The 20,717-nt window shown below is 46.9% G+C and carries 21 protein-coding genes; 19 read left to right on the top strand and 2 right to left on the bottom strand.

All coding sequences use genetic code 11. From position 1 onward, the window contains the following. The first annotated feature begins 213 nt into the window (after positions 1-213). The 6 genes from D3D03_RS06230 to D3D03_RS06205 all read left to right on the top strand — a co-directional run bounded on the left by D3D03_RS06230 (position 214) and on the right by D3D03_RS06205 (position 6,998). The gene (locus tag D3D03_RS06230; protein ID WP_119923167.1) at positions 214-1,230 is read left to right on the top strand and encodes a BMP family lipoprotein; all 1,017 of its coding nucleotides are present in this window, start codon (positions 214-216) and stop codon (positions 1,228-1,230) included. A gap of 222 nt (positions 1,231-1,452) precedes the next feature. Beyond that, positions 1,453-2,172, top strand: coding sequence for a GntR family transcriptional regulator (locus tag D3D03_RS06225; RefSeq protein ID WP_026832679.1), 720 nt, complete (start codon positions 1,453-1,455; stop codon positions 2,170-2,172). 128 nt (positions 2,173-2,300) lie between these two features. Beyond that, positions 2,301-3,374, top strand: coding sequence for a BMP family lipoprotein (locus tag D3D03_RS06220; RefSeq protein WP_026832680.1), 1,074 nt, complete (start codon positions 2,301-2,303; stop codon positions 3,372-3,374). A 65-nt stretch (positions 3,375-3,439) separates the two neighbouring features. Next, positions 3,440-4,969 (top strand): ABC transporter ATP-binding protein, encoded by a 1,530-nt coding sequence (locus D3D03_RS06215; protein WP_026832681.1) that lies wholly within the window; start codon positions 3,440-3,442, stop codon positions 4,967-4,969. Beyond that, positions 4,966-6,039 carry an ABC transporter permease gene (locus D3D03_RS06210; protein WP_026832682.1) on the top strand — a complete coding sequence of 358 codons (1,074 nt, stop codon included), beginning with the start codon at positions 4,966-4,968 and terminating at the stop codon, positions 6,037-6,039. Before D3D03_RS06215 ends, D3D03_RS06210 begins: the two co-directional genes overlap by 4 nt. Then, on the top strand, positions 6,039-6,998 hold the full coding sequence (locus D3D03_RS06205) for an ABC transporter permease (RefSeq protein WP_026832683.1): 960 nt from the start codon (positions 6,039-6,041) through the stop codon (positions 6,996-6,998). The genes D3D03_RS06210 and D3D03_RS06205 overlap by 1 nt, the downstream gene beginning before the upstream one ends. A 112-nt stretch (positions 6,999-7,110) precedes the next feature. Here the strand turns inward: D3D03_RS06205 and D3D03_RS06200 are convergent, their stop codons facing one another. Further along, positions 7,111-7,359 (bottom strand): ferredoxin, encoded by a 249-nt coding sequence (locus tag D3D03_RS06200; protein WP_012370689.1) that lies wholly within the window; start codon positions 7,357-7,359, stop codon positions 7,111-7,113. Between the two features lie 261 nt (positions 7,360-7,620). Between D3D03_RS06200 and D3D03_RS06195 the strand changes: the two genes are divergently transcribed. The 8 genes from D3D03_RS06195 to D3D03_RS06160 all read left to right on the top strand — a co-directional run bounded on the left by D3D03_RS06195 (position 7,621) and on the right by D3D03_RS06160 (position 15,529). Beyond that, entirely contained in the window at positions 7,621-8,634 is a 1,014-nt protein-coding gene (locus tag D3D03_RS06195) for a YpbB family protein (protein WP_119923166.1), read from the top strand. Continuing rightward, complete coding sequence (locus D3D03_RS06190; RefSeq protein ID WP_233550676.1) at positions 8,634-10,064, top strand: RecQ family ATP-dependent DNA helicase; 1,431 nt, start codon at positions 8,634-8,636, stop codon at positions 10,062-10,064. The genes D3D03_RS06195 and D3D03_RS06190 overlap by 1 nt, the downstream gene beginning before the upstream one ends. Before the next feature lie 37 nt (positions 10,065-10,101). Continuing rightward, the gene (locus D3D03_RS06185) at positions 10,102-10,296 is read left to right on the top strand and encodes a hypothetical protein (RefSeq protein WP_035387602.1); all 195 of its coding nucleotides are present in this window, start codon (positions 10,102-10,104) and stop codon (positions 10,294-10,296) included. 71 nt (positions 10,297-10,367) lie between these two features. After that, entirely contained in the window at positions 10,368-11,252 is an 885-nt protein-coding gene (locus D3D03_RS06180; protein WP_026832685.1) for a MerR family transcriptional regulator, read from the top strand. A 57-nt stretch (positions 11,253-11,309) separates the two neighbouring features. Next, positions 11,310-11,900, top strand: coding sequence for an adaptor protein MecA (locus tag D3D03_RS06175; protein WP_026832686.1), 591 nt, complete (start codon positions 11,310-11,312; stop codon positions 11,898-11,900). A gap of 179 nt (positions 11,901-12,079) precedes the next feature. Continuing rightward, the gene (locus D3D03_RS06170; RefSeq protein ID WP_119923164.1) at positions 12,080-13,024 is read left to right on the top strand and encodes a D-alanine--D-alanine ligase; all 945 of its coding nucleotides are present in this window, start codon (positions 12,080-12,082) and stop codon (positions 13,022-13,024) included. A 134-nt stretch (positions 13,025-13,158) separates the two neighbouring features. Beyond that, positions 13,159-14,424 (top strand): Glu/Leu/Phe/Val family dehydrogenase, encoded by a 1,266-nt coding sequence (locus D3D03_RS06165; RefSeq protein WP_026832688.1) that lies wholly within the window; start codon positions 13,159-13,161, stop codon positions 14,422-14,424. A 115-nt stretch (positions 14,425-14,539) separates the two neighbouring features. Then, positions 14,540-15,529 carry a YpdA family putative bacillithiol disulfide reductase gene (locus tag D3D03_RS06160; RefSeq protein ID WP_119923163.1) on the top strand — a complete coding sequence of 330 codons (990 nt, stop codon included), beginning with the start codon at positions 14,540-14,542 and terminating at the stop codon, positions 15,527-15,529. Between the two features lie 73 nt (positions 15,530-15,602). Here D3D03_RS06160 and D3D03_RS06155 read toward each other — a convergent pair whose 3' ends face one another. Then, entirely contained in the window at positions 15,603-16,568 is a 966-nt protein-coding gene (locus D3D03_RS06155) for an asparaginase (protein ID WP_026832690.1), read from the bottom strand. Positions 16,569-16,720: 152 nt separating this feature from the next. On the opposite strand from D3D03_RS06155, the gene prsW reads away from it, so the two are divergent. From prsW to rpsA, 5 genes are all read left to right on the top strand, one after another. Next, positions 16,721-17,380: a glutamic-type intramembrane protease PrsW gene (prsW, locus tag D3D03_RS06150; RefSeq protein ID WP_119923162.1), complete on the top strand. Its 660-nt coding sequence runs from the start codon at positions 16,721-16,723 to the stop codon at positions 17,378-17,380. 25 nt (positions 17,381-17,405) lie between these two features. Further along, positions 17,406-18,062, top strand: coding sequence for a flagellar brake protein (locus tag D3D03_RS06145; protein ID WP_035387603.1), 657 nt, complete (start codon positions 17,406-17,408; stop codon positions 18,060-18,062). Positions 18,063-18,139: 77 nt separating this feature from the next. Continuing rightward, positions 18,140-18,811, top strand: coding sequence for a (d)CMP kinase (gene cmk / locus D3D03_RS06140; RefSeq protein WP_119923161.1), 672 nt, complete (start codon positions 18,140-18,142; stop codon positions 18,809-18,811). Then, on the top strand, positions 18,808-19,407 hold the full coding sequence (locus tag D3D03_RS06135) for a lysophospholipid acyltransferase family protein (protein WP_026832694.1): 600 nt from the start codon (positions 18,808-18,810) through the stop codon (positions 19,405-19,407). The genes cmk and D3D03_RS06135 overlap by 4 nt, the downstream gene beginning before the upstream one ends. A gap of 93 nt (positions 19,408-19,500) precedes the next feature. Then, complete coding sequence (rpsA, locus tag D3D03_RS06130) at positions 19,501-20,634, top strand: 30S ribosomal protein S1 (protein WP_026832695.1); 1,134 nt, start codon at positions 19,501-19,503, stop codon at positions 20,632-20,634. Positions 20,635-20,717 lie beyond the last annotated feature (83 nt).

Here is a 20,717-nt window from a genome sequence, read left to right as displayed (position 1 = left end):
GCATCGGCTCTGTCCTCTTTTTTTGTTCGAAATCAAAAAAATAAAAACTTAAACCGTTTTCATGAAAATAGTTGTCAGACGTCTGTTGATTTTAGAAAGGATATTTGTCATACTCAGTCATATGAGTTGGCGTACCAGATAACGGTACGTGAGCGACTTTTTCACAAATAGATAATGAAAGCGCTCACATAACAGGAAGAGGAGATGGCTAGAATGAAAAAACAGTATGCGTTCGTATCTGCGATGACAGTCGCAACAGTTGGTTTGGCAGCATGTGGAGGATCGGAAGAAAACAGTTCGAGTAAAAAAGATCAGTTCTCTGTGGCGATGGTTGCCGATAAAGGCGGAATCGACGACAAATCGTTTAACCAGTCGGCATGGGAAGGGCTGCAAGCGTACGGTCAAGAACATCAGCTTAAACAGAACGACGGCTATTCATATCTTCAGTCAAAATCACAGCAAGACTATCAACCCAACTTGTCGCGCCTCGCACGTGGTGGCGAAAGTCTGGTCTTTGGAATCGGGAATACATTTAATGAAGACATTGAAACGGTAGCCAAACAATTTAAAGATACACAATTCGCTATCGTCGATAATGTCGTCCCGGGCGATAACGTTACATCGATTACATTTAAAGAAAATGAAGGCGCCTACTTGGCGGGAATCGTTGCCGCAATGGAAACGAAAACAGACCATATCGGTTTTGTCGGCGGAATGAAGATGGACGTCATCGAACGGTTCCGTGCCGGATTTGAAGCTGGAGCAAAATCGGTAAATCCAAAAATCAAAGTGGACGTTCAATATGCAGAAGACTTTGCTGCACCGGAAAAAGGACAAGCAATCGCGGCCGGCATGTACGGAAAAGGCGCGGATATCATTTTCCCGGCAGCCGGCGGTACAGGAAACGGTGTCTTTACAGAAGCGAAGAACCGCAAGAAAAATGGAGAAGCGGTTTCAGTTATCGGTGTGGACCGCGATCAAAAAGAAGAAGGGATGCCAGAAGACGTAACATTGACATCTGTCATCAAGCGCGTTGATCGTGCCGTTCAAGATACAGCCAACGCAGCAAAAGACGGCAAACTAAAAGGCGGCGAAACGATTCGTTACGGATTAAAAGAGCAAGGTGTTGACTTAGTGGAATCGGACAAGCTGTCGAAAAAAACGCTAGACAAGGTGGAGCAAGCAAAAGAAGCAGTCATTGAAGAAAAAACAGTGGTCCCTGAACAATAAGAGACGGGAGGAGAACGGGTATTCTTAGGTAGAATGCCCTATTTTCTTCCAATCTTATTTACGTTATGAAAAGGGTTACAAAAGCGCCAGAAGTCAGACTTCTAACCTGTTACAAAATGATTGCAGGATTGTGTCCGGCATCATATACTTATCTTGGCTGGAGTTCTCATACGTCAGAAGTCTGAGCACTGGTTACAACTAGATAGAGGATGGAGATGCGTCATGTCGATTAAATTAGATCATCGTTTGCTTTATTTACGTGTGATTGAAAAAATCAAGTCCGACATCGATGACGGCGTTTACAAGGAAGGCGAGAAACTACCTTCAGAGTTTGAACTTTCAAAGCAACTTGGCGTTAGTCGAGCGACTCTTCGAGAGGCTTTACGAATTCTTGAAGATGAGAACATCGTCATCCGTAAACACGGTGTCGGTACGTTTATCAATGCAAGACCACCATTTACTTCCGGAATCGAAGAACTCTACAGTGTCACGGAGATGATTGCGCGTGCTGGTATGATTCCGACATCCGAAGTGTTGTCATCAGAAATGGTGCAACCAACCGAACGGGACCGGGAGCGTTTTCAACTGGGTCCGGATGAACTGGTTTATCGAATCGAACGAATCCGCTTTGCGGGAGATGTTCCTGTCGTCTATTGTGTCGATAAGATTCCAAGCCATTATATTAAAAATGAAGAACAGTTTACGTCTTCGACGTCACTGTTTGACGCACTAGAAAAAGAATTAGGACGCCGTGTCACCCATGCGGTCACGCATATCGAGCCGCGGATCGATCCGAAAATCGCTGAACAACTACATACGGACCAACCGCTACTCGTATTGCGGCAAACGCATTATGATGAACTCGATCGATCCGTTCTTTATTCAGCGAACTATTTCCGTGCGGATAAGTTCGATTTCCACGTCATCCGTAAGCGTGTCTAACCACTCGTTTTAGGAGCTCTACTGAAAGCGCTTTCCGCCTACCTACGTAACGCTCCTCATCACCAGCCTCAGGTGCTTGACGTAGTCAGGAACTTTGTATGACCATATTCGAAAGGGGATTATTTCAGATGAAAAAGAAGTCACTTCTCGCACTAGCAGCAACAGGTTTAGCAATGAGTTCGGTACTCGCAGCATGTGGCGGTAACGACGAGTCAAAGGATTCAGGCAGCGGTAACGAAAAAGAAGGCTTCAAAGTAGGTATGGTTACAGATACAGGCGGTGTAGACGATAAATCGTTTAACCAATCAGCGTGGGAAGGGATTCAAAAATTCGGTAAAGACAACGACTTAAAAGAAGGTACAGGCTACAAGTATCTTCAGTCGGCTAAACAATCGGATTATCAACCGAACCTTCAGCAATTGGCACGTGCGAAATACGATTTGATCCTCGGAATCGGATTCCTGATGGCTGAAGACATCGGAAAAGTAGCGGATCAGTTCAAGGACAACAACTTTGCGCTCGTTGACATGGTCGTCGACAAACCAAACGTCGCGTCAATCGTCTTCAAAGAAAACGAAGGATCATTCCTCGTTGGTGTTGTTGCCGGTCTGACGACAAAATCAGATAAAGTCGGTTTCGTCGGTGGCGTTAACTCTGACTTGATCAAAAAGTTCGAAAATGGATTCAAAGCCGGCGTCAAAGCCGTTAATCCGGATGCTGACATCGAAGTTCAATACGCAGAAGATTTCAACGCTGCTGAAAAAGGACAAGCAATCGCATCAGGTATGTACGGTAAAAAAGTTGACGTCATCTACCACGCTGCTGGCGGAACAGGACAAGGTGTCTTCACAGAAGCGAAAAACCGTAAGAAAAACGGTGAAGATGTTTGGGTAATCGGTGTTGACCGTGACCAAGTCGAAGAAGGTATGCCGGAGAACGTCACGTTGACGTCGATGGTTAAACGTGTTGATACAGCTGTTGAGCAAGTATCAAAAGATACGAAGGACGGCAACTTCCCAGCAGGTGAAGTCGTAGAATTCGGATTGAAAGACGGCGGTGTTGATATCGCACCTTCACAAGACAACATCAAAGAAGATGTCTTGACAAAAGTAGAAGACTACAAAAAACAAATCATCGATGGCAAAATCACAGTTCCTGGAACTGACGATGAGTTTAAAGAATACGAAGCAACACTTAAATAAACTGGAAGCGGGGGTCGCTAGTACTGCGGCCTCCCCTTTTAAACTAAACATGGGAGTGGATTTTCTTGGAATACGTCATTGAGATGCTAAACATACGAAAAGAGTTTGGCAGTTTCGTCGCAAATGATAACATCACGCTCCAGCTTCGGAAAGGTGAGATTCACGCTTTACTTGGTGAAAACGGTGCCGGAAAATCGACGCTGATGAACGTCTTATTTGGTTTGTATCAGCCTGAGGCTGGAGAAATTCGTGTACGTGGCGAGAAAGCAAACATTACGAGTCCAAACGTCGCGAATGATCTTGGGATCGGAATGGTGCATCAACATTTCATGCTCGTTCAAAATTTCACGGTCACAGAAAATATCATCTTAGGTGCAGAGCCGAAAGCGGGGCTCAAAATTGATCGGGCGACGGCGCGGGAAAAAGTGCGTCAAATCTCAGAACAATATGGTTTGGCAGTTGATCCGGATGCGAAGATCGAAGATATTTCGGTTGGGATGCAACAGCGTGTCGAAATTTTAAAGACCCTTTACCGTGGCGCTGATATTCTAATCTTTGATGAGCCGTCAGCTGTTTTAACACCACAAGAAATCAAAGAATTGATTCAAATCATGAATCGACTGATTGCGGAAGGGAAATCGATCATCTTGATTACCCACAAGCTGAAGGAAATCATGGAAGTCGCTGATCGTTGTACAACGATTCGCCGCGGAAAGTATATCGGCACTGTCGACATCGATGAAACGATGACCCAATCAAGATTAGCTGAAATGATGGTAGGGCGTGAAGTAAACTTTAATGCGGAGTATTCCAAGGCAAATCCACAAGAACTGGTACTGGATATTAAAGATTTAGTCGTCAAAGACAGTCGGGGCATCAAAGCCGTTGACGGATTGAACCTGGATATCCGCGCAGGAGAAATCGTTGGGATCGCCGGGATTGATGGAAATGGACAAACGGAATTGATTGAGGCGATTACCGGTCTTCGTAAAGCTGACAGTGGTGAAATCTTCCTCAACAACAAGTCGATTAAAAACTTGAAACCACGGAAAGTGACAGAGTCAGGTGTCGGTCACATCCCGCAAGACCGTCATAAGCATGGTCTTGTCCTTGACTATTCAATCGGTCATAACATGGTGTTACAAACGTATTATCAAAAACCATATTCGAAAGCCGGTATCATGAACTATGGTCAAGTCATGGAGAAAGCAAAAACCTTAATCGAGAAGTTCGACGTCCGAACTCCAAGTCCGGAAACGTTTGCCCGCGCCTTATCAGGCGGGAATCAGCAGAAGGCGATCATTGCACGGGAAGTGGATCGTTCACCAGATCTGTTGATTGCGGCGCAACCGACACGTGGACTTGATGTCGGAGCGATTGAGTTCATCCATGAACAGCTTGTATTGGAACGTGAAAAAGGGCGCGCAGTCTTATTGATTTCGTTTGAGTTGGAAGAAATTCTTCAAGTGTCGGACCGAATTGCTGTTCTTTACGAAGGACGGACCGTTGCTTTCCTCGATCCAAAGGAAACGAATGAGATTGAACTCGGCTTCCTGATGGCTGGCGGTAAGAAAGAGGAGGTTGGTCGTTCATGAAATTAGAACGTTTTTACGGGATATTAATTCCGATTCTTTCCATCATTTTAGGGATGGTCGTCGGTGCGATCGTCATGCTTGTTGGAGGATATGATCCGATTGCCGGATTTGATCAATTGTTTTATGGGATTTTTGGTGAGCCATACAGTATCGGGGAAACGTTACGTGCTGCTGCTCCGTTGATTTTTGCCGGTCTTGCGGTAGCCTTTGCCTTCCGGACCGGATTATTCAACATCGGAGTTGAAGGACAAGTACTTGTCGGCTGGATGGTTGCCGTCTGGATCGGGATTGAGTTTGATTTGCCGACAGCAATCCATTTACCGCTTGCATTGATTGGTGCGGGACTTGCCGGTGCACTCTGGGCCTCGATTCCGGGGATTTTAAAAGCGCGTTTTCATGTGCATGAAGTCATTACATCGATCATGATGAACTACATCGCACTTTATGTGACGAATGATATTCTCCGGAATGTCATCGGTATTGAAAATGAACGGACGGAATCCGTCAAAGAAACGGCTTCGCTCGCTTCACCGTTCTTACAAGAATTAACAGACTTCTCTCGTCTGCATAACGGAATTTTCATCGCCGTTCTAGCCGCACTCGTCTTTTGGTTCATTCTTTGGAAGACGACACTCGGTTACGAGTTACGAGCTGTCGGCTTCAATAAGAGTGCTGCCGAGTATGCCGGTATGGGTGTCAACAAGAACATCGTTCTGTCGTTCGTCATCTCGGGTGTATTTGCAGGACTTGCCGGAGCAATGGAAGGATTAGGAACGTTCCAGAACATGACGTTGAACGCATCGTTTACCGGTGTCGGATTCGATGGGATCGCCGTTGCCTTACTCGGAGCAAACAATCCGATCGGAGTCGTTCTGGCTGCCTTACTGTTTGCGGGTCTCAATATCGGTGGTCTCTCGATGCAACAAATTGGAATACCGCCTGAATTAATTAAAATCATCATTGCGTTCATCATTATCTTCGTAGCTTCTGGTTACGCAATTCGTCTCTTGATCGAGAAGTTTACGGTCAAAAAGACAGAAACCAAAAAAGTGAAAGGAGCCGATAAATAATGGGCTTTCTAGAAGTACTTTATATTATCGTACCAATTGCACTTGCCTATTCGGCTCCGTTGATCATTGCAGCACTCGGTGGGATCTTCAGTGAACGTTCAGGTGTCGTCAACATCGCGCTTGAAGGATTGATGGTCATGGGTGCATTCTCCGGAATCGTTTCTGCCCTGACGTTGTCAAAAATGGGACTGGGTGCGGCAAGTCCATGGCTTGCGATGCTGATTGCAATCGTCGTCGGCGCCGTCTTCTCACTGTTCCTCGCGATTCCAGCGATTTTATTCCGGGCCGACCAAACGGTACTTGGAGTAGCAATCAACATGTTGGCAGTAGGTCTTGCGATTTTCCTTGTCCGCGCCTTGTATGACAAAGGTCAGACGGATTCGATTCCGAACCGGATCTCAAAGGAGAACGTACCGTTCCTCTCCGATATCCCGGTCCTCAAAATGTTTTTTGCAAACGTCTATTACACATCGTACATTGCGATTGCTTTAGCGTTTGTCGCCTGGTATGTCATCTTTAAAACGCCGTTTGGTCTCCGTCTTCGGTCAGTCGGGGAGCACCCGATGGCTGCGGATACGATGGGAATCAATGTCACGAAAATGCGTTTCATCGGTGTCATGATCTCTGGTGGTTTCGGTGGTCTTGCCGGTGCAGTCTATGCGACATCAATTTCTTTGAACTTCAGTGTCACGACGATTCTCGGACAAGGGTTCTTGGCGATCGCAGCGATGATTTTCGGGAAATGGAATCCGCTTGGAGCGATGGGCGCAGCCCTGTTCTTCGGATTCGCTCAAGCGATTTCCATCATCGGGCAACAATTGCCGCTCCTCGATCAGATTCCACAGGTCTACTTGCTGATTGCGCCGTACCTGTTGACGATTCTGGCGCTTGCCGGTGTTGTCGGTCGTGCCGATGCGCCAAAAGCAGTTGGTGTGCCGTATATCAAAGGAAAACGTTAACAATCATTTACAGGACATCGCTCGGCGGCAAGGAAACTTGTCACCGGGTGATGTTTTTTTATGGATCACAAAAAAAGGCAACACCTGGTGAGGTGTTGCCTGATTATTGATTCTATTCGTATTTTAATGCGTCGCCTTCAAATGATTCGTCGGCTACTTTGATGGAGTCGGTCGGGCATCCTTCGAATGCATCGATCATATCATCAAACAAGGCTTCTGGAATTTCCGCTGTTCCCTTGTTATCATCTAAAATGACGTACGCCAATCCCTCATCATCATAATCATAAATATCCGGTGCAGCTGCACCACAAGCGCCACATGCGATACATGTGTCTTTGTCAACAATTGTAAATTTCGCCATCATTCATTCTCCTCTCTATTCGAAAACATCAGAAGCTAAGTACTGTTCTCATCTATAAGTCATTGTATCGGACTCATGCACGCATTTCAATGAAGAAGAGGTAGAAGTATCGGAAGATTACGATGCTTGAGGAAAAAATAAGACCTCGTATAAGACTGGATGGATTCAAAATGGTGGAATTTGCGTAAGAAATGTAAAATGAAGTACAACAGGATTTGTATTCAAAGGTCCGAGCAGGGCGAAGGTGGAAGGGGGCGACATATGGAACGGACGGTGTTGAAACAAGTAGTGCTGGAAGCGATTATTCGATTACGAAATGAACGGACCGACCGGAGTCTGTACCATATCTTTCAAGGAAAACGATCAGCAACCTCTTTACAGGATGCTCATTTTTATGAGTTGGAATCCGTTTTTGGGATGTTGCCCTTTAAAAAAGAACGGTTTGAACAAGTTTTGGCAGAACTTGAACAAGACGGTTGGATTGAAAAACAGCAGACATTGCTAGTGACGGAGGAAGGCCGACGTCATGTCCGTTCACCTTTCCTGATCGATGATCTAGGTGGTGAGTTACGCGGCTATCCGGTCGTGTTATGGAGACGGATCAGTTTACTGTTGCAAACCGTCATTTGTTTAGAACAAAAAATCTCCTTTGTCCCGGTTCAACAAGACAGTGCGACAAAAGACTGGGTTCGCCATCAGCTGTCCTCCTTAACGGAACGGTCGGCTTGGCTTCGTGCCGTGTATCAAGAACTCGAGCAGGCATTGATGCAATTGACCGAGCGAGAAGCGATTTTGATCAGTTATCGGTTGTCCGGACGAAAAACCGGCTTGAGCTATCCGCAATTAAGCGGATACCTGGAAGCGGATACCGGATCCTTACAGTTGGAATTTCTGATCGCCTGGCGTAAATGCATCCGGCACCTACCGGAAGCAGGACTGCTCATGTCTTACGGAATAGACATCGATCAGTCGAAGATGACACAGTCGGCTAAAAAAACATGGGAGATGCTGAAACAAGGATATGCCGTGCCTCAGATTGCTGAACGGCGGCACTTGAAAAAAAGTACGATGGAAGACCATTTGGTTGAAATTGCAATGTACGCCGCTGTTTTTCCGTTGAATCAATTTTTATCAGAGGAAGAATATCAGGACGTCGTGCAAGTGTCTGATCGGTTGCAGACGTTCTCGTTGAAGCGGATTAAACAGGAGTTGACCCATGAGATCGATTATTTTCAAATTCGGGTTGCACTTGCAAGAAAGGTGGTTAATCGGTGATGGAAGAAGTATTAAGACGTTTTTTTCGATACGACCATTTTCGGACTGGGCAACAAGAAATCATCGAATCGGTTCTTTCCGGTCAAGATACGCTGGCGATTTTGCCGACAGGTGGAGGAAAATCGATTTGTTATCAGCTACCGTCCTATCTTCAACCGGAAGGATTAACGTTGATTTTGTCACCGCTGCTGTCACTGATTGAGGACCAAGTCATGCAAATCAAACAACGCGGAGAGCGGTCCGTTGCGAAGCTAACGTCACTCGAAACACGCGAACAAAAAGAGCAGGTGTTACATCAGTTACCGCGATTGCGTTACCTGTATCTCTCGCCGGAGCAATTAGCCGTACCGCAAGTCAAACAGCGGTTAGCTGACGTGAAAATTAATTTATTTGTCGTAGACGAGGCCCATTGTATCTCGCAGTGGGGGCACGAGTTCAGGACAGATTATGCCAAATTGGGTCATGTCCGGCGTCAACTCGGGAATCCGCCCTGTTTGGCATTGACGGCAACCGCAACCAAACGGGTGGAACAAGACATCGTGGAGGGACTCCAGTTGCAACAACCGAATCGAATCCGCCACTCGGTCAATCGTCCGGAAATTCAGTTGATTGTTGATCAGGCGGAACAAGACGATAAGGACAGGCTTTTAGAGGAATGGTTAAAAAAAGTCGAACGGCCTTGTGTCATCTATACAACGACACGCCGGGAAGCGGAGCGGATCGCGCAACAGATCACAAATGCAACCTATTACCATGCCGGGCTGGAAGCAGAAGACCGGCAATTGATTCAACAGCAGTTTCTGCACGATGAAATCGACTGTCTGGTCTGTACGAGTGCTTTTGGTATGGGTGTGAACAAAGGGAACGTCCGGACCGTCATCCATTACACGATGCCGGCGACAATCGAAGCGTATATGCAGGAAATCGGACGTGCCGGACGCGACGGAAAACCATCGACTGCCATCTTGCTTTATGCACCGGGTGATCAACGTCTGCAGCATTTTTTGCTCGAGAAGCAATATGCCCCCCCCCTCTGGATTGATCAACTGGTGGAGGGACGCCGGCGGCATGAATCGTTTGAGACGATGGAACAGCGTTTAGGTCTCAATCCAGACGATCCCGCCTACCGCTTACTCAAAGTTCAATTGATGGACGGTAAAAGTCGATCGGACATCATCGACTGGCAGGAAGCCCGAAAAAAAATACGTTTACGTGAACTTATGCAGATGATAAATTATATTCAAAATACATTATGTCGGCGTGCCTTTATCTTGCATCATTTTGATGAGACGGCTGTTGTGCAAGACCGATGTTGTGATCTTTGCGGTAACTTGACGGAAGATAAACCAATCATCCAGACGGAAGACGACCAACTGAACTGGAAACGCCGATTAGAAGAAGTCTTTTTTTCATCCCGTCATTCAGTGTAAACTAGTAGTATCCTTATTTTTAGAAAAGGTGATGAAATTGAGTAAACACGATCAACGAAAAAATCGGCAAGATGAACAACGGACCACATTGCCTCCACGTTCGTCACGCATTGAACACGTTCGCAATGAACGTTTGAAACAACCATTTGCTAAAAATCCCTTGGCCATTACACTGACGGTTCTTATGATTACGATCATCATCGCCTTCGTCTCCATCGGTTTCATGATGTAAGCGCACATTGTGAACGGAGATTTTTTTCCTTTACGGGTATACTAAAGGGAAGAAGAAAGGAGGCACGATGCATGGATCGTGGGAAATACAATATCAAAGCAGTTGCTGCATTGGTGGGACTCAATCCGACGACCATTCGTGCTTGGGAACGACGTTATCAAGTACTGGATCCAGATCGAAGTGAATCGGGTCATCGGATTTACAGTGACAGCGATGTAGCGAAGCTTCGATGGATTGTCGACAAACAAAAAGAAGGGTTATCGGTTTCGAAAGCCATTCAACTATATGAAATGCCGGTCAATCGAACAGAAGTCCCGACCGATTACGGGATTGAACTACGAGATCAACTGTTCGAGGCCTTGACGAACTTCGAGGAACGACATGCACATGACATCATGAACAAAGCCTTTTCGATGTTTAGTTTTGACAAGGTGATCCAGGATATCGTCGGTCCGCTTTTACATGAAATCGGAATGAAGTGGGAAAAGGGTGCGATTACGATTGCGCATGAACATTTTGCGACGGCTTTTTTACGCGCACGTCTCTCGACATTATCCCTTCAAATGCCGATCAATCCCTTTTTACCGCGGATTTTATGCGTCTGCGCACCGGAAGAGGAACATGAACTGGGGTTGCTCTTTTTTACACTCTATTTACGCCAGTCCGGGTTTGACGTTATCTTTCTTGGTGCCGGTATTCCGGTACCGGACCTTGTGACTGTGACAAAACAATTAACGCCCCGAGCCGTCGTCTTGTCCTGTACGATCTCGGATCATCTAAAGGACTTGGACGAAGCCATCGCTCAGATTCAACTGGAAGTGCCGCAAACCGAAATTGGTTTAGGTGGTTATGCCGTCGATCAGCATCCTGAAAAGTACGGTGATTTGTTACTCGGATCGCACGATGCGGCTTGGAAAAGTTGGTTAAGTCGACTCACTCCAACAACTGGTGTATAGTGTGTGTCATATTGAACGGAGAGTATGTACTCTGCCGAGTGACTGGAGGAGTCAATTATGAGGTTTGAACAATTTAAACAAGGGCATTTACGGGTATTCGTCTCAAGACAAGAACTGTCCGTCCACGACGTTCGACCGGAGACCTTGGCTGTCGGCAAAGGACAAGCTTTACTACGTAATCTGTTGGAAGAAGCGGAATCGAACTATGGATTCCAGGCCGTTGGGACATTAGAGTTTTTCGTGACGTTTTTCCCGAATGACGGCATGCTCGTCGACGTTCGGCGTGAAGGCACTGTCCCCGAAGAAACATTTGAGGAATTTGATCAAGTCGAAATCCGGATGACCGTGGATATCGTCCATCATGTGTTGTATCAACTGGATAACTTTGAAGACGCCATTCAGGCAAGCCACGGCTTACGGCGTCATATGGATCAGACGGAGACCGGAGGTACGCTGTATCTGTTTGAAGGTACTTATTATCTGTACTTCCAAGAACAGATGAAACAATCGGTGGAACGAACCGTGACGACGATTTTATCGGAGTATGGTCAACCAAGTCCGAAAAGTCCACTCGTGATGGCAGAGTACGGTCAGACGATTATGGCGGAACAAGCCGTTTCGACCCTTGCGACAACCTTTTCGCAGTGATGTTCAGTCACTTTGTTTTGAATGAGTGCGGATGATTCTTTCGGAAAAGCCACTTCACCGAGCTGTTGTCGGGAAGTGGCTTTTTTGTATCCGTGCAAGGATTGCGACCATTTTGTATTTTTTCGCATAAAAAGTGATGGTATGATAAACAGTGAACGTAAGATGAAGGAGTGAACAGTATGAAGGTGGCAGTATTATTTGGCGGGATTTCTGGAGAACGTGAAGTTTCATTAAATAGCGGGAAATCAGTTGTGGAAGCATTGGAAAGTAAAGGGCATGAGGTCGTGGCCGTTGATTTTCATCCGGAACGGGCGGAAGAAATCCTGACGCTTGACGTGGAGGTGGCCGTGATCGCCCTCCATGGTAAGTTCGGAGAAGATGGTCGTGTCCAAGCGTTGCTTGAAATGGCGGAAATTCCGTATACCGGTTCAGGTGTATTGGCTTCAGCTCTTGCAATGGATAAGGCACGTTCGAAAATCCACTTTGAAAAAGCAGGGATTCGAATTGCCCGTGATGTCTTGATTGAGCGGGGGGACGATATCGAACAAAAAATGACGCAATGGGACCACCAGTTTCCATGTGTCGTCAAACCAGCACAAGAAGGATCTTCGAATGGCTTGACGATTGCGATGGATGAACAGATGTTGCGTCAAGGGATTGAACTGGCTTTTCAGGCGGACGATGCCGTGCTGATTGAGCAATTCATCAAAGGACGCGAGGTGACGGTCCCGGTGATCGGTTCGAAAGGTCAGGAAAAGGCTTTGCCTGTCATCGAAATCATTCCGAAAAATGAATTTTATGATTATGAATCAAAATATGCGATCGGTGGATCGGAACATATCTGTCCGGCACAATTTGACGCCGCGACGACTCAGACATTACAGGACTGGGCAATTCTTGCGCACCAAGTATTGGGCTGTGCCGGCTATTCGCGGACGGACTTTCTTGTTCCGGAATCCGGACAACCGGTCATTTTAGAAACGAACACGTTGCCAGGTATGACGTCGACGAGCCTGTTCCCGGACGGCGCACGGGCAGTCGGGATTGAATATCCGGAACTTGTCGAGACATTTATCGAACTCGCACTCGAACGACATCAGTCCGCTGCAACGAAACGAAAATAATTGAAAAGAACCAGACGATAGAAAGCGCTTACAAATATAGTGGCAACCCCTTTCATTACGGTTCAGAAAAGGGTATACTTTATCCGAACAAGGAAACGGCATAGGGGATGCCACTTATGGGGAGGAACGTTGGAATGATCACTGACCAACAACACGCAAATCATCGCAAGAATGTACTCGAAGCTACACAAGAAATCGTCAAAGAAGCACTTGAGAAACTCGGTTACCCGGATGAGATGTATGAACTGTTAAAAGAACCGCTTCGCATGCTGACGGTTCGGATTCCGGTCCGTATGGATGACGGGTCAACGAAAATCTTTACGGGCTATCGCGCGCAGCACAACGATGCCGTCGGTCCAACAAAGGGCGGAATTCGTTTCCATCCGAACGTGACGGAAATCGAAGTCAAGGCATTGTCGGTTTGGATGAGCTTAAAAGCTGGAATCGTCGACTTACCGTATGGCGGTGGTAAAGGTGGTATCATTTGTGATCCGCGCGAAATGAGTTTTCGTGAAATCGAACGTCTCAGTCGCGGGTATGTTCGGGCGATCAGTCAAATCGTCGGACCCACAAAAGATATTCCGGCACCGGATGTCTTTACGAACTCACAAATCATGGCATGGATGATGGATGAATACAGCCGGATTGATGAATTCAACTCACCTGGATTCATCACAGGGAAGCCGCTTGTCCTCGGTGGTTCGCACGGACGGGAAACCGCGACGGCAAAAGGCGTCGCCATCATGATTCGGGAAGCTGCCGCGAAAAAAGGCATTACCCTCGAAGGCGCACGTGTTGTGGTACAGGGATTCGGAAATGCGGGAAGCTTCTTGTCGAAGTTCATGCATGATCTTGGGGCGAAAGTCATTGCGATCAGTGATGCTTACGGTGCGTTACATGACCCGAACGGTCTGGATATTCCATACCTACTCGATCGTCGCGATTCGTTTGGTACAGTCACGACGCTCTTTAAAAATACGATTTCCAATAAAGAACTGTTAGAGCTGGAATGTGATATTCTTGTTCCGGCGGCCATCGAAAACCAAATCACGGAAGATAATGCGCATGATATTAAAGCGAGTATCGTCGTCGAAGCGGCAAATGGACCAACAACCAATGAAGCAACGAAGATTTTGGCAGAACGTGAGATTTTAATCGTACCGGACGTTCTCGCTTCAAGCGGTGGGGTAACGGTTTCTTACTTCGAATGGGTTCAAAATAATCAAGGGTATTATTGGACGGAAGAAGAAGTCCACGAAAAGCTTGAGAAAGTGCTTGTGAACTCCTTTAATCAAGTCTATCAAACAGCACAGACACGTAATGTCGATATGCGACTAGCAGCCTACATGGTAGGTGTCCGGAAAATGGCGGAAGCGTCACGATTCCGTGGTTGGGTCTAAATCAGACGAAGCTCACTTCAACTTGAAGTGGGCTTTTTTTGTAATGTTATTCCTTTCTTCGGTTCAAAAGATTTGCTAAGATGATAAAAAAGCAAGTGGAAGAGGCGAAAGACATATGTTGGATTGTATCATCATTGGCGCAGGTCCCTGTGGGTTGTCGGCAGCGATCGAAATGCAGGACCGAGGGTTATCGGTTGAAGTGATTGAAAAAGGAAATATTGTAGAAGCCATCTATCAGTACCCGACCCACCAAACCTTTTTTTCGAGCAGTGAAAAACTGGAAATTGGCGGTGTTCCTTTTATAAATAAAGAATTAAAACCAAGACGTCAAGATGCACTCGTCTACTATCGGGAAGTAGTCCGGCGTAAAGGGGTCATCATCCGACCGTTTGAGACGGTAGAGCACGTCGGACGGACTGCAGATGGATTCGAAGTCAAATCGGTCCGTGGAGGGCAAGCGGTGACGAGAAGCGCGCGTTCCGTTGTCCTTGCGACCGGTTATTATGGATTACCGAACAAAATGAATGTAGCCGGTGAAGACATGCCGCACGTTTTCCATTACTTCAAAGAAGGTCATCCGTTTTACGGTCAGGATGTCGTCGTGATTGGTGGCAAGAACTCCAGTGTCGATGCAGCGATTGAACTTGAAAAAGCGGGGGCCCGTGTGACGATGCTGTACCGTGGAGAGGCCTATAGTCCATCCATCAAACCATGGGTGTTGCCGAACTTCGAATCGCTGGTACGTGCCGAAAAAGTGAAGATGGTGTTTGATGCGACGATCGAAGAAATCACGAACACGGACGTCATCTATTCCGTTAGTGGTGAACGGTTGGCGATTAAAGCTGATTTTGTGTTTGCGATGACCGGTTATACACCGGATGTCGGGTTGTTTGCCGATGCCGGAATCGACATCGATCCGGACACGGGAATTCCGATGTTTGATGAAGCAACGATGGAATCAAATGTCGATGGCATTTATATCGCCGGTGTCGTTGCGGCCGGGTATGACGCCAATAAGATTTTTATTGAAAACGGTCGTTTCCACGGCGCTTTGATTGCGGACAGTCTCGTGCATCGACTGGAGCGGGAGACAGCACAACCGTAATAACTAGATATCAAAGGGAGAGGTTGCCACTGTTCAAGTGGAGACCTCTCCCTTTTGTACAAAAACCGGTGATTTATTCGACCCGGAAGGATTCTTCGAGCGCGTGATGCGTGGCACCGATTTCAAGCTCGATCATTAATTTAAGGCGGGCTTTTTGCGAATTCAAACCGTTTGAAAAAATCAGACCGAGTTCCTTAAGCTGTTGACCGCCACCGGCATACCCGTATACATCCTGAACGATGCCGTTGAAACAGCGGCTGACGATCACGATCGGCATTTTTTCCGTCAACGTTCGAATGGCGTCAACGATGCCGGGTGGAACATTCCCTTGACCAAGTACTTCCAGCACAAGACCGTCGTAACCGAGTTCGCCGACGGCTAGCAGCAGATCGGGTTCCATGCCGGCGTACACTTTTAAGACCGAGACCCGTTTGCTTAACGTCGTCACCATATGCGTCGGTTTTAGAAGCGGAGTATTAAACAAGTACACATGGTCTTTTGTGACCATCCCCAAGTTCCCGAAATGTACCGATTTAAAAGTATCGACGGAAGACGTATGAGTTTTCGTGACATTAAAGGCAGAATGAATTTCCCCGTTGAATACGACGAGTACCCCTTTGCCTTTTGCTGCGTCACTGACGGCAACACGAAGTGCCGTGATCAAATTGAATTCCCCGTCTGAGCCCACTTCATTTGAGGAACGCATGGCGCCGGTCAGCACGATCGGAATCGGGGCACCGAGTGTCACTTGGAGAAAGTATGCCGTTTCCTCTAACGTATCCGTACCATGAGTGATGACGACTCCGTCGTATCCGGCTTGTAATTCATCTTTGATGAAGTGCGCCAGTCTGAGCATGATGTCCGGTGTCATGTGGGGAGAGGGAAGATTGGCAAAGTGTCGTGTCGTGATGTCGGCGATATCTGTTGCCCGCGGCAGTGAGGCATCCAGTGGATTGATATCATTGGGTAAAACGTGACCGGAATGGTTTTGAGCCATTGCGATCGTTCCTCCAGTGTGAATCAAAAGTAATTTTTTCATAAAGCGGTCACCGTCGGGTCGACAGGAAACCTTCACCTTCTTTCCGTTCATTTTCATTAACATTGTACCCTTTTTTTTAAGAGATACAATGGGTGCGGTTTTCTTTTCTGCGAGAAACCTTTATTCTAAGAGAATAGGAAGGGGGAGGAGACGTGTTACCAATCGTTTTCTCAGGAATCGCCCCAGGAATTGCATTGTTGACGTACTTCTACTTACGACATGAACACGAATCGGAACCGGTCGGTTATATCCTGCGAAGTTTTATTTTCGGGATTTTACTCGTTTTTCCATTAATGTTCATCGATTATATCATCCAAAGTGAATTCGGGGGACTCGAATCCGTGCGACTGATCCGGTCAGCCGTGACGGAAGAATTTGCGAAATGGTTCGTTGTTTTTTATACGGTCTATATCCACCAACGGTTTAATGATTACTATGACGGAATCATTTATGCCGTCGCCTGTTCGCTGGGTTTTGCCACACTGGAAAACATTCTTTACCTGATGGTCAACGGGACGGTCGAACATATGATTTTCCGGGCGCTGTTACCGGTTTCCGGACATGCCTTATTTGCGGTCATCATGGGATTTTTTATGGGGAAAGCCAAGTTCTCGACGCACCCTTACCGGTGGTTGGGAGTCTCGATTTTAATACCGATGATTGCACATATAATCTTTAATTTGTTAATATTGGAAAATGGTGGCATTTCAATCGTTCCGATTTTATTTATGGTGATTTTATGGACGATCGGATTGTACCAAATCCGAAGTGCCAATCGATTGAACCGGCGTTATAACAGAAAAAGCAATTGAATAGAATGAATTAGGAGAGAGTGACATGATACAAAACGGGGATTTAGTAATGATAACCAATCAAGAGGATCGTCAAGGACGGACGAAAGTGACGGCTGTGACGAATCGTCTGATTTGGATTGAGGCACCAAGTGAGGTCTCGACGTTAAAAACATTTATCTTATCGGATCATGAGCCAGTCGCCTTTTACTTTTTTAAAGAAAAAGGAAAATTATACGGATTCGAAACAGAGGTCGTCGAACGTCAAAATGATCCGCTGCGGGGACAACGTTATGCGCTGAAACGTCCGAGTGAAGAATTGATTCAGCGCGTCCAGCGCCGGCAATTTGTCCGAGTGCCGCAACTGCTGGATGTGGCGATCCACCCGCACAAGACAGAGTTTGAACCCTTCACCTCGGTGACACTGGATTTATCGGCCGGTGGAATTCTTGTTTTAGCGAACCAAGTCCCGGTTGATGTCAAACAAGAGCTGGAGTTGACCTTCTTGTTACCGACAGGGGACGGTGCTACCCATACAGTAGATGTCTTGGCGGAGCTCGTCCGCGTCGATTCAAGGGAAACGCGTTATGAACTGGCGTTTCAATTTACCCGAATCAATGACCGGAGCCGCGAACTTGTCCTGCGGCATTGTTACCAAGCGCAGATGAAAAATTCGCGACGAGGCACGAATCCATTCACGTGAGCCCTTTTTTTTGCTATGATAACGGTCGATACTATACACCATGTGACATGGTGAACACGGAAGGAACGAATCTACTCATGAAGAACATTCAAATTGCCCTAGACGGACCTGCGGGTGCCGGAAAAAGTACGATTGCGAAACAGTTGGCAGCACAGCTGGATTATGTCTATATCGATACGGGTGCGATGTATCGTGCGGTCACGCTGGCAGCACTCGAACAAAACCTGAATTTAGAAGACGGACAAGCGCTTGGTGAGCTGATGAAGTCACTTGACCTTCGTCTGACACCGGGGGATCAGGGACAACGTGTCTTCATCGGAGAACGGGAAGTCACGGAAGCCATTCGGACGAACGAAGTAACGAACAACGTATCGTTTGTTGCACGTCAAGCAGAAGTCCGCACGGCCCTTGTCGTGGCTCAGCGGAAATTAGCAGAACGCGGCGGAATCGTCATGGACGGTCGTGATATCGGAACAGTTGTTTTACCGAATGCGGAACTAAAAGTCTTCTTGACGGCATCCGTCGAAGAACGGGCTAGTCGCCGTCATCGTGAAAACATCGCGCGGGGCATGGACAGTGATTTGCCGTCGTTGCAAGCAGACATCGCTTTACGTGATAAACGGGACAGCGAACGGACTGTTTCTCCATTGAAACAAGCAGAAGACGCGATTTATCTCGATACGACAGAAATGAACATTGATCAAGTCGTGACGCGTCTGACAGAACTGGTAGAAGGTGTCCTCCAATGAAACGGAATGACTTCGTCTATCGACTTGCCCGGTTGATTGTCCTCATCATCGCAAAAACGGTGTTCCGTTTAAAAGTGACGGGAAAGGAAAACATTCCGACAGAAGGATCATTGTTGGTCTGTGCGAATCATAGTTCGAACTGGGATCCCGTCTTTTTAGTCAGTGCGATTCCAACGAGCCGTTCCGTCCGTTACATGGCGAAGGAAGAATTATTTAAAATTCCGGTCTTGAAGCAAATCATGATTTCTGCAGGTACGTATCCGGTAGGTCGTGGACAAGGTGACCGTCAAGCCTTAAAGCGGACGATTGAATTACTGAACACGGACGAAACGGTCGGCATCTTCCCGGAAGGCACCCGATCAGCTCCTGGTGAGTTTACTTCGGCCCAACCGGGTGTCGGATTTTTTGCCTTACGCTCTCCGGCACACATTCTGCCGATCGCGATTATCGGCGATTATCGCCCGTTTCGACGCATGCGGGTCGTAGTCGGCAAACCCGTTGATATTACGGATTTAAGAGATCAACGAGGCGCAGCGAAGGCGATTTCCGAACGAATTTTAGAAGAAATCAAAACCGTCTACTTCAATCACGCGTAATGCCTTGACAAATAGTCAGAATTGTAAGAAGTTAGAAGAAGGATAAACGTATTCATACGTTTCTTGTACTCATCGTGAGGAGGTTGTGTTGGAATGGTCGAAGAAATGAAAGATATGCCTGATTTTGAAATTCATCGGGACCAGGTAGTAACCGGAATGGTCGTGAAAATTGAAGACAAGCAAGCACTCATTGATATCGGATATAAAACAGAAGCAATCCTGCCGATCAGCGAAGTTTCGAGTCTCCATCTGGAAGACATTCGAGGTGTGTTAAAAGTCGGTGATGAACTACAAGTAAAAGTGAAGAAAATTACAGACGAGGAAGTTGTCGTCTCAAAACGTGAAGTCGATGCCTTGCAGGCATGGGGAAAAGTCGAAGCGAAATACGAATCGGGTGAAATCTTTGAAGTTGTCGTCAAGGACATCGTCAAAGGAGGACTTGTCGTCGATATCGGCGTTCGTGGATTCATCCCGGCATCACTCGTAGAGCGGCATTACGTGGAAGATTTCTCTGATTATATCGGTCGTTCGATTGAAGTCAAAGTCGTCGAGTTAGACCAAGAAAAAAATCGCGTCATTCTTTCACACAAGGCTGTGGTCGAAGGTGAACTGAACGCGAAGAAAAAAGAAACACTTGAACAGTTGGAAGTGGGTCAAGTCTTAGAAGGAACCGTCCAACGCCTGACAGATTTTGGTGCCTTTGTCGACATCGGCGGTGTCGACGGGTTGGTGCATATTTCCGAGATGGCCCACCACCGCGTCGAACGTCCGTCTGATATCGTCACGGAAGGACAAAAAGTCGAAGTGAAGGTACTCGGCGTCGATCGTGATACGGAAAAGGTCAAGTTATCGATCAAGGAAACGCAACCCGGTCCATGGCAACAGATGGAAGGGAAAATCGAAGCCGGTGATATCGTCAAAGGGCGTGTCCGCCGGATTGTCCAATTCGGTGCTTTCGTCGAACTTGCACCGCAAGTCGAAGGACTGCTCCACATTTCTCAAATCGCAAACCGTCACATCGGTTCGCCGTCAGAAGTGTTGGAAGAGGGGCAAGAGATTGAAGCGAAAGTGCTTGAAGTGCATCTTGCGGAGCATAAGATTTCCCTCTCGACCCGGGTGCTTGAACAGGAAGAGTCATCGGAAGATGATTATTCACAGTACACGGATCAAAATGAAGGCTTCTCGGTTGCGGATCTCTCTGAAAAAGAATCAGATTCAAAAGAATAATCGATTGGAAGTGGACACGATTCGTGTCCACTTTTTTTATGTTACGGATAGATATGGTATAAAACCGCTTGATTTGATACAAT

This window comes from Exiguobacterium sp. RIT452, assembly GCF_003598705.1.
GTDB classification, from domain to species: domain Bacteria; phylum Bacillota; class Bacilli; order Exiguobacteriales; family Exiguobacteriaceae; genus Exiguobacterium_A; species Exiguobacterium_A undae.
The sequence above is the reverse complement of the archived record's forward strand: the minus strand, read 5'-3'. Positions and strand labels throughout refer to the sequence as shown.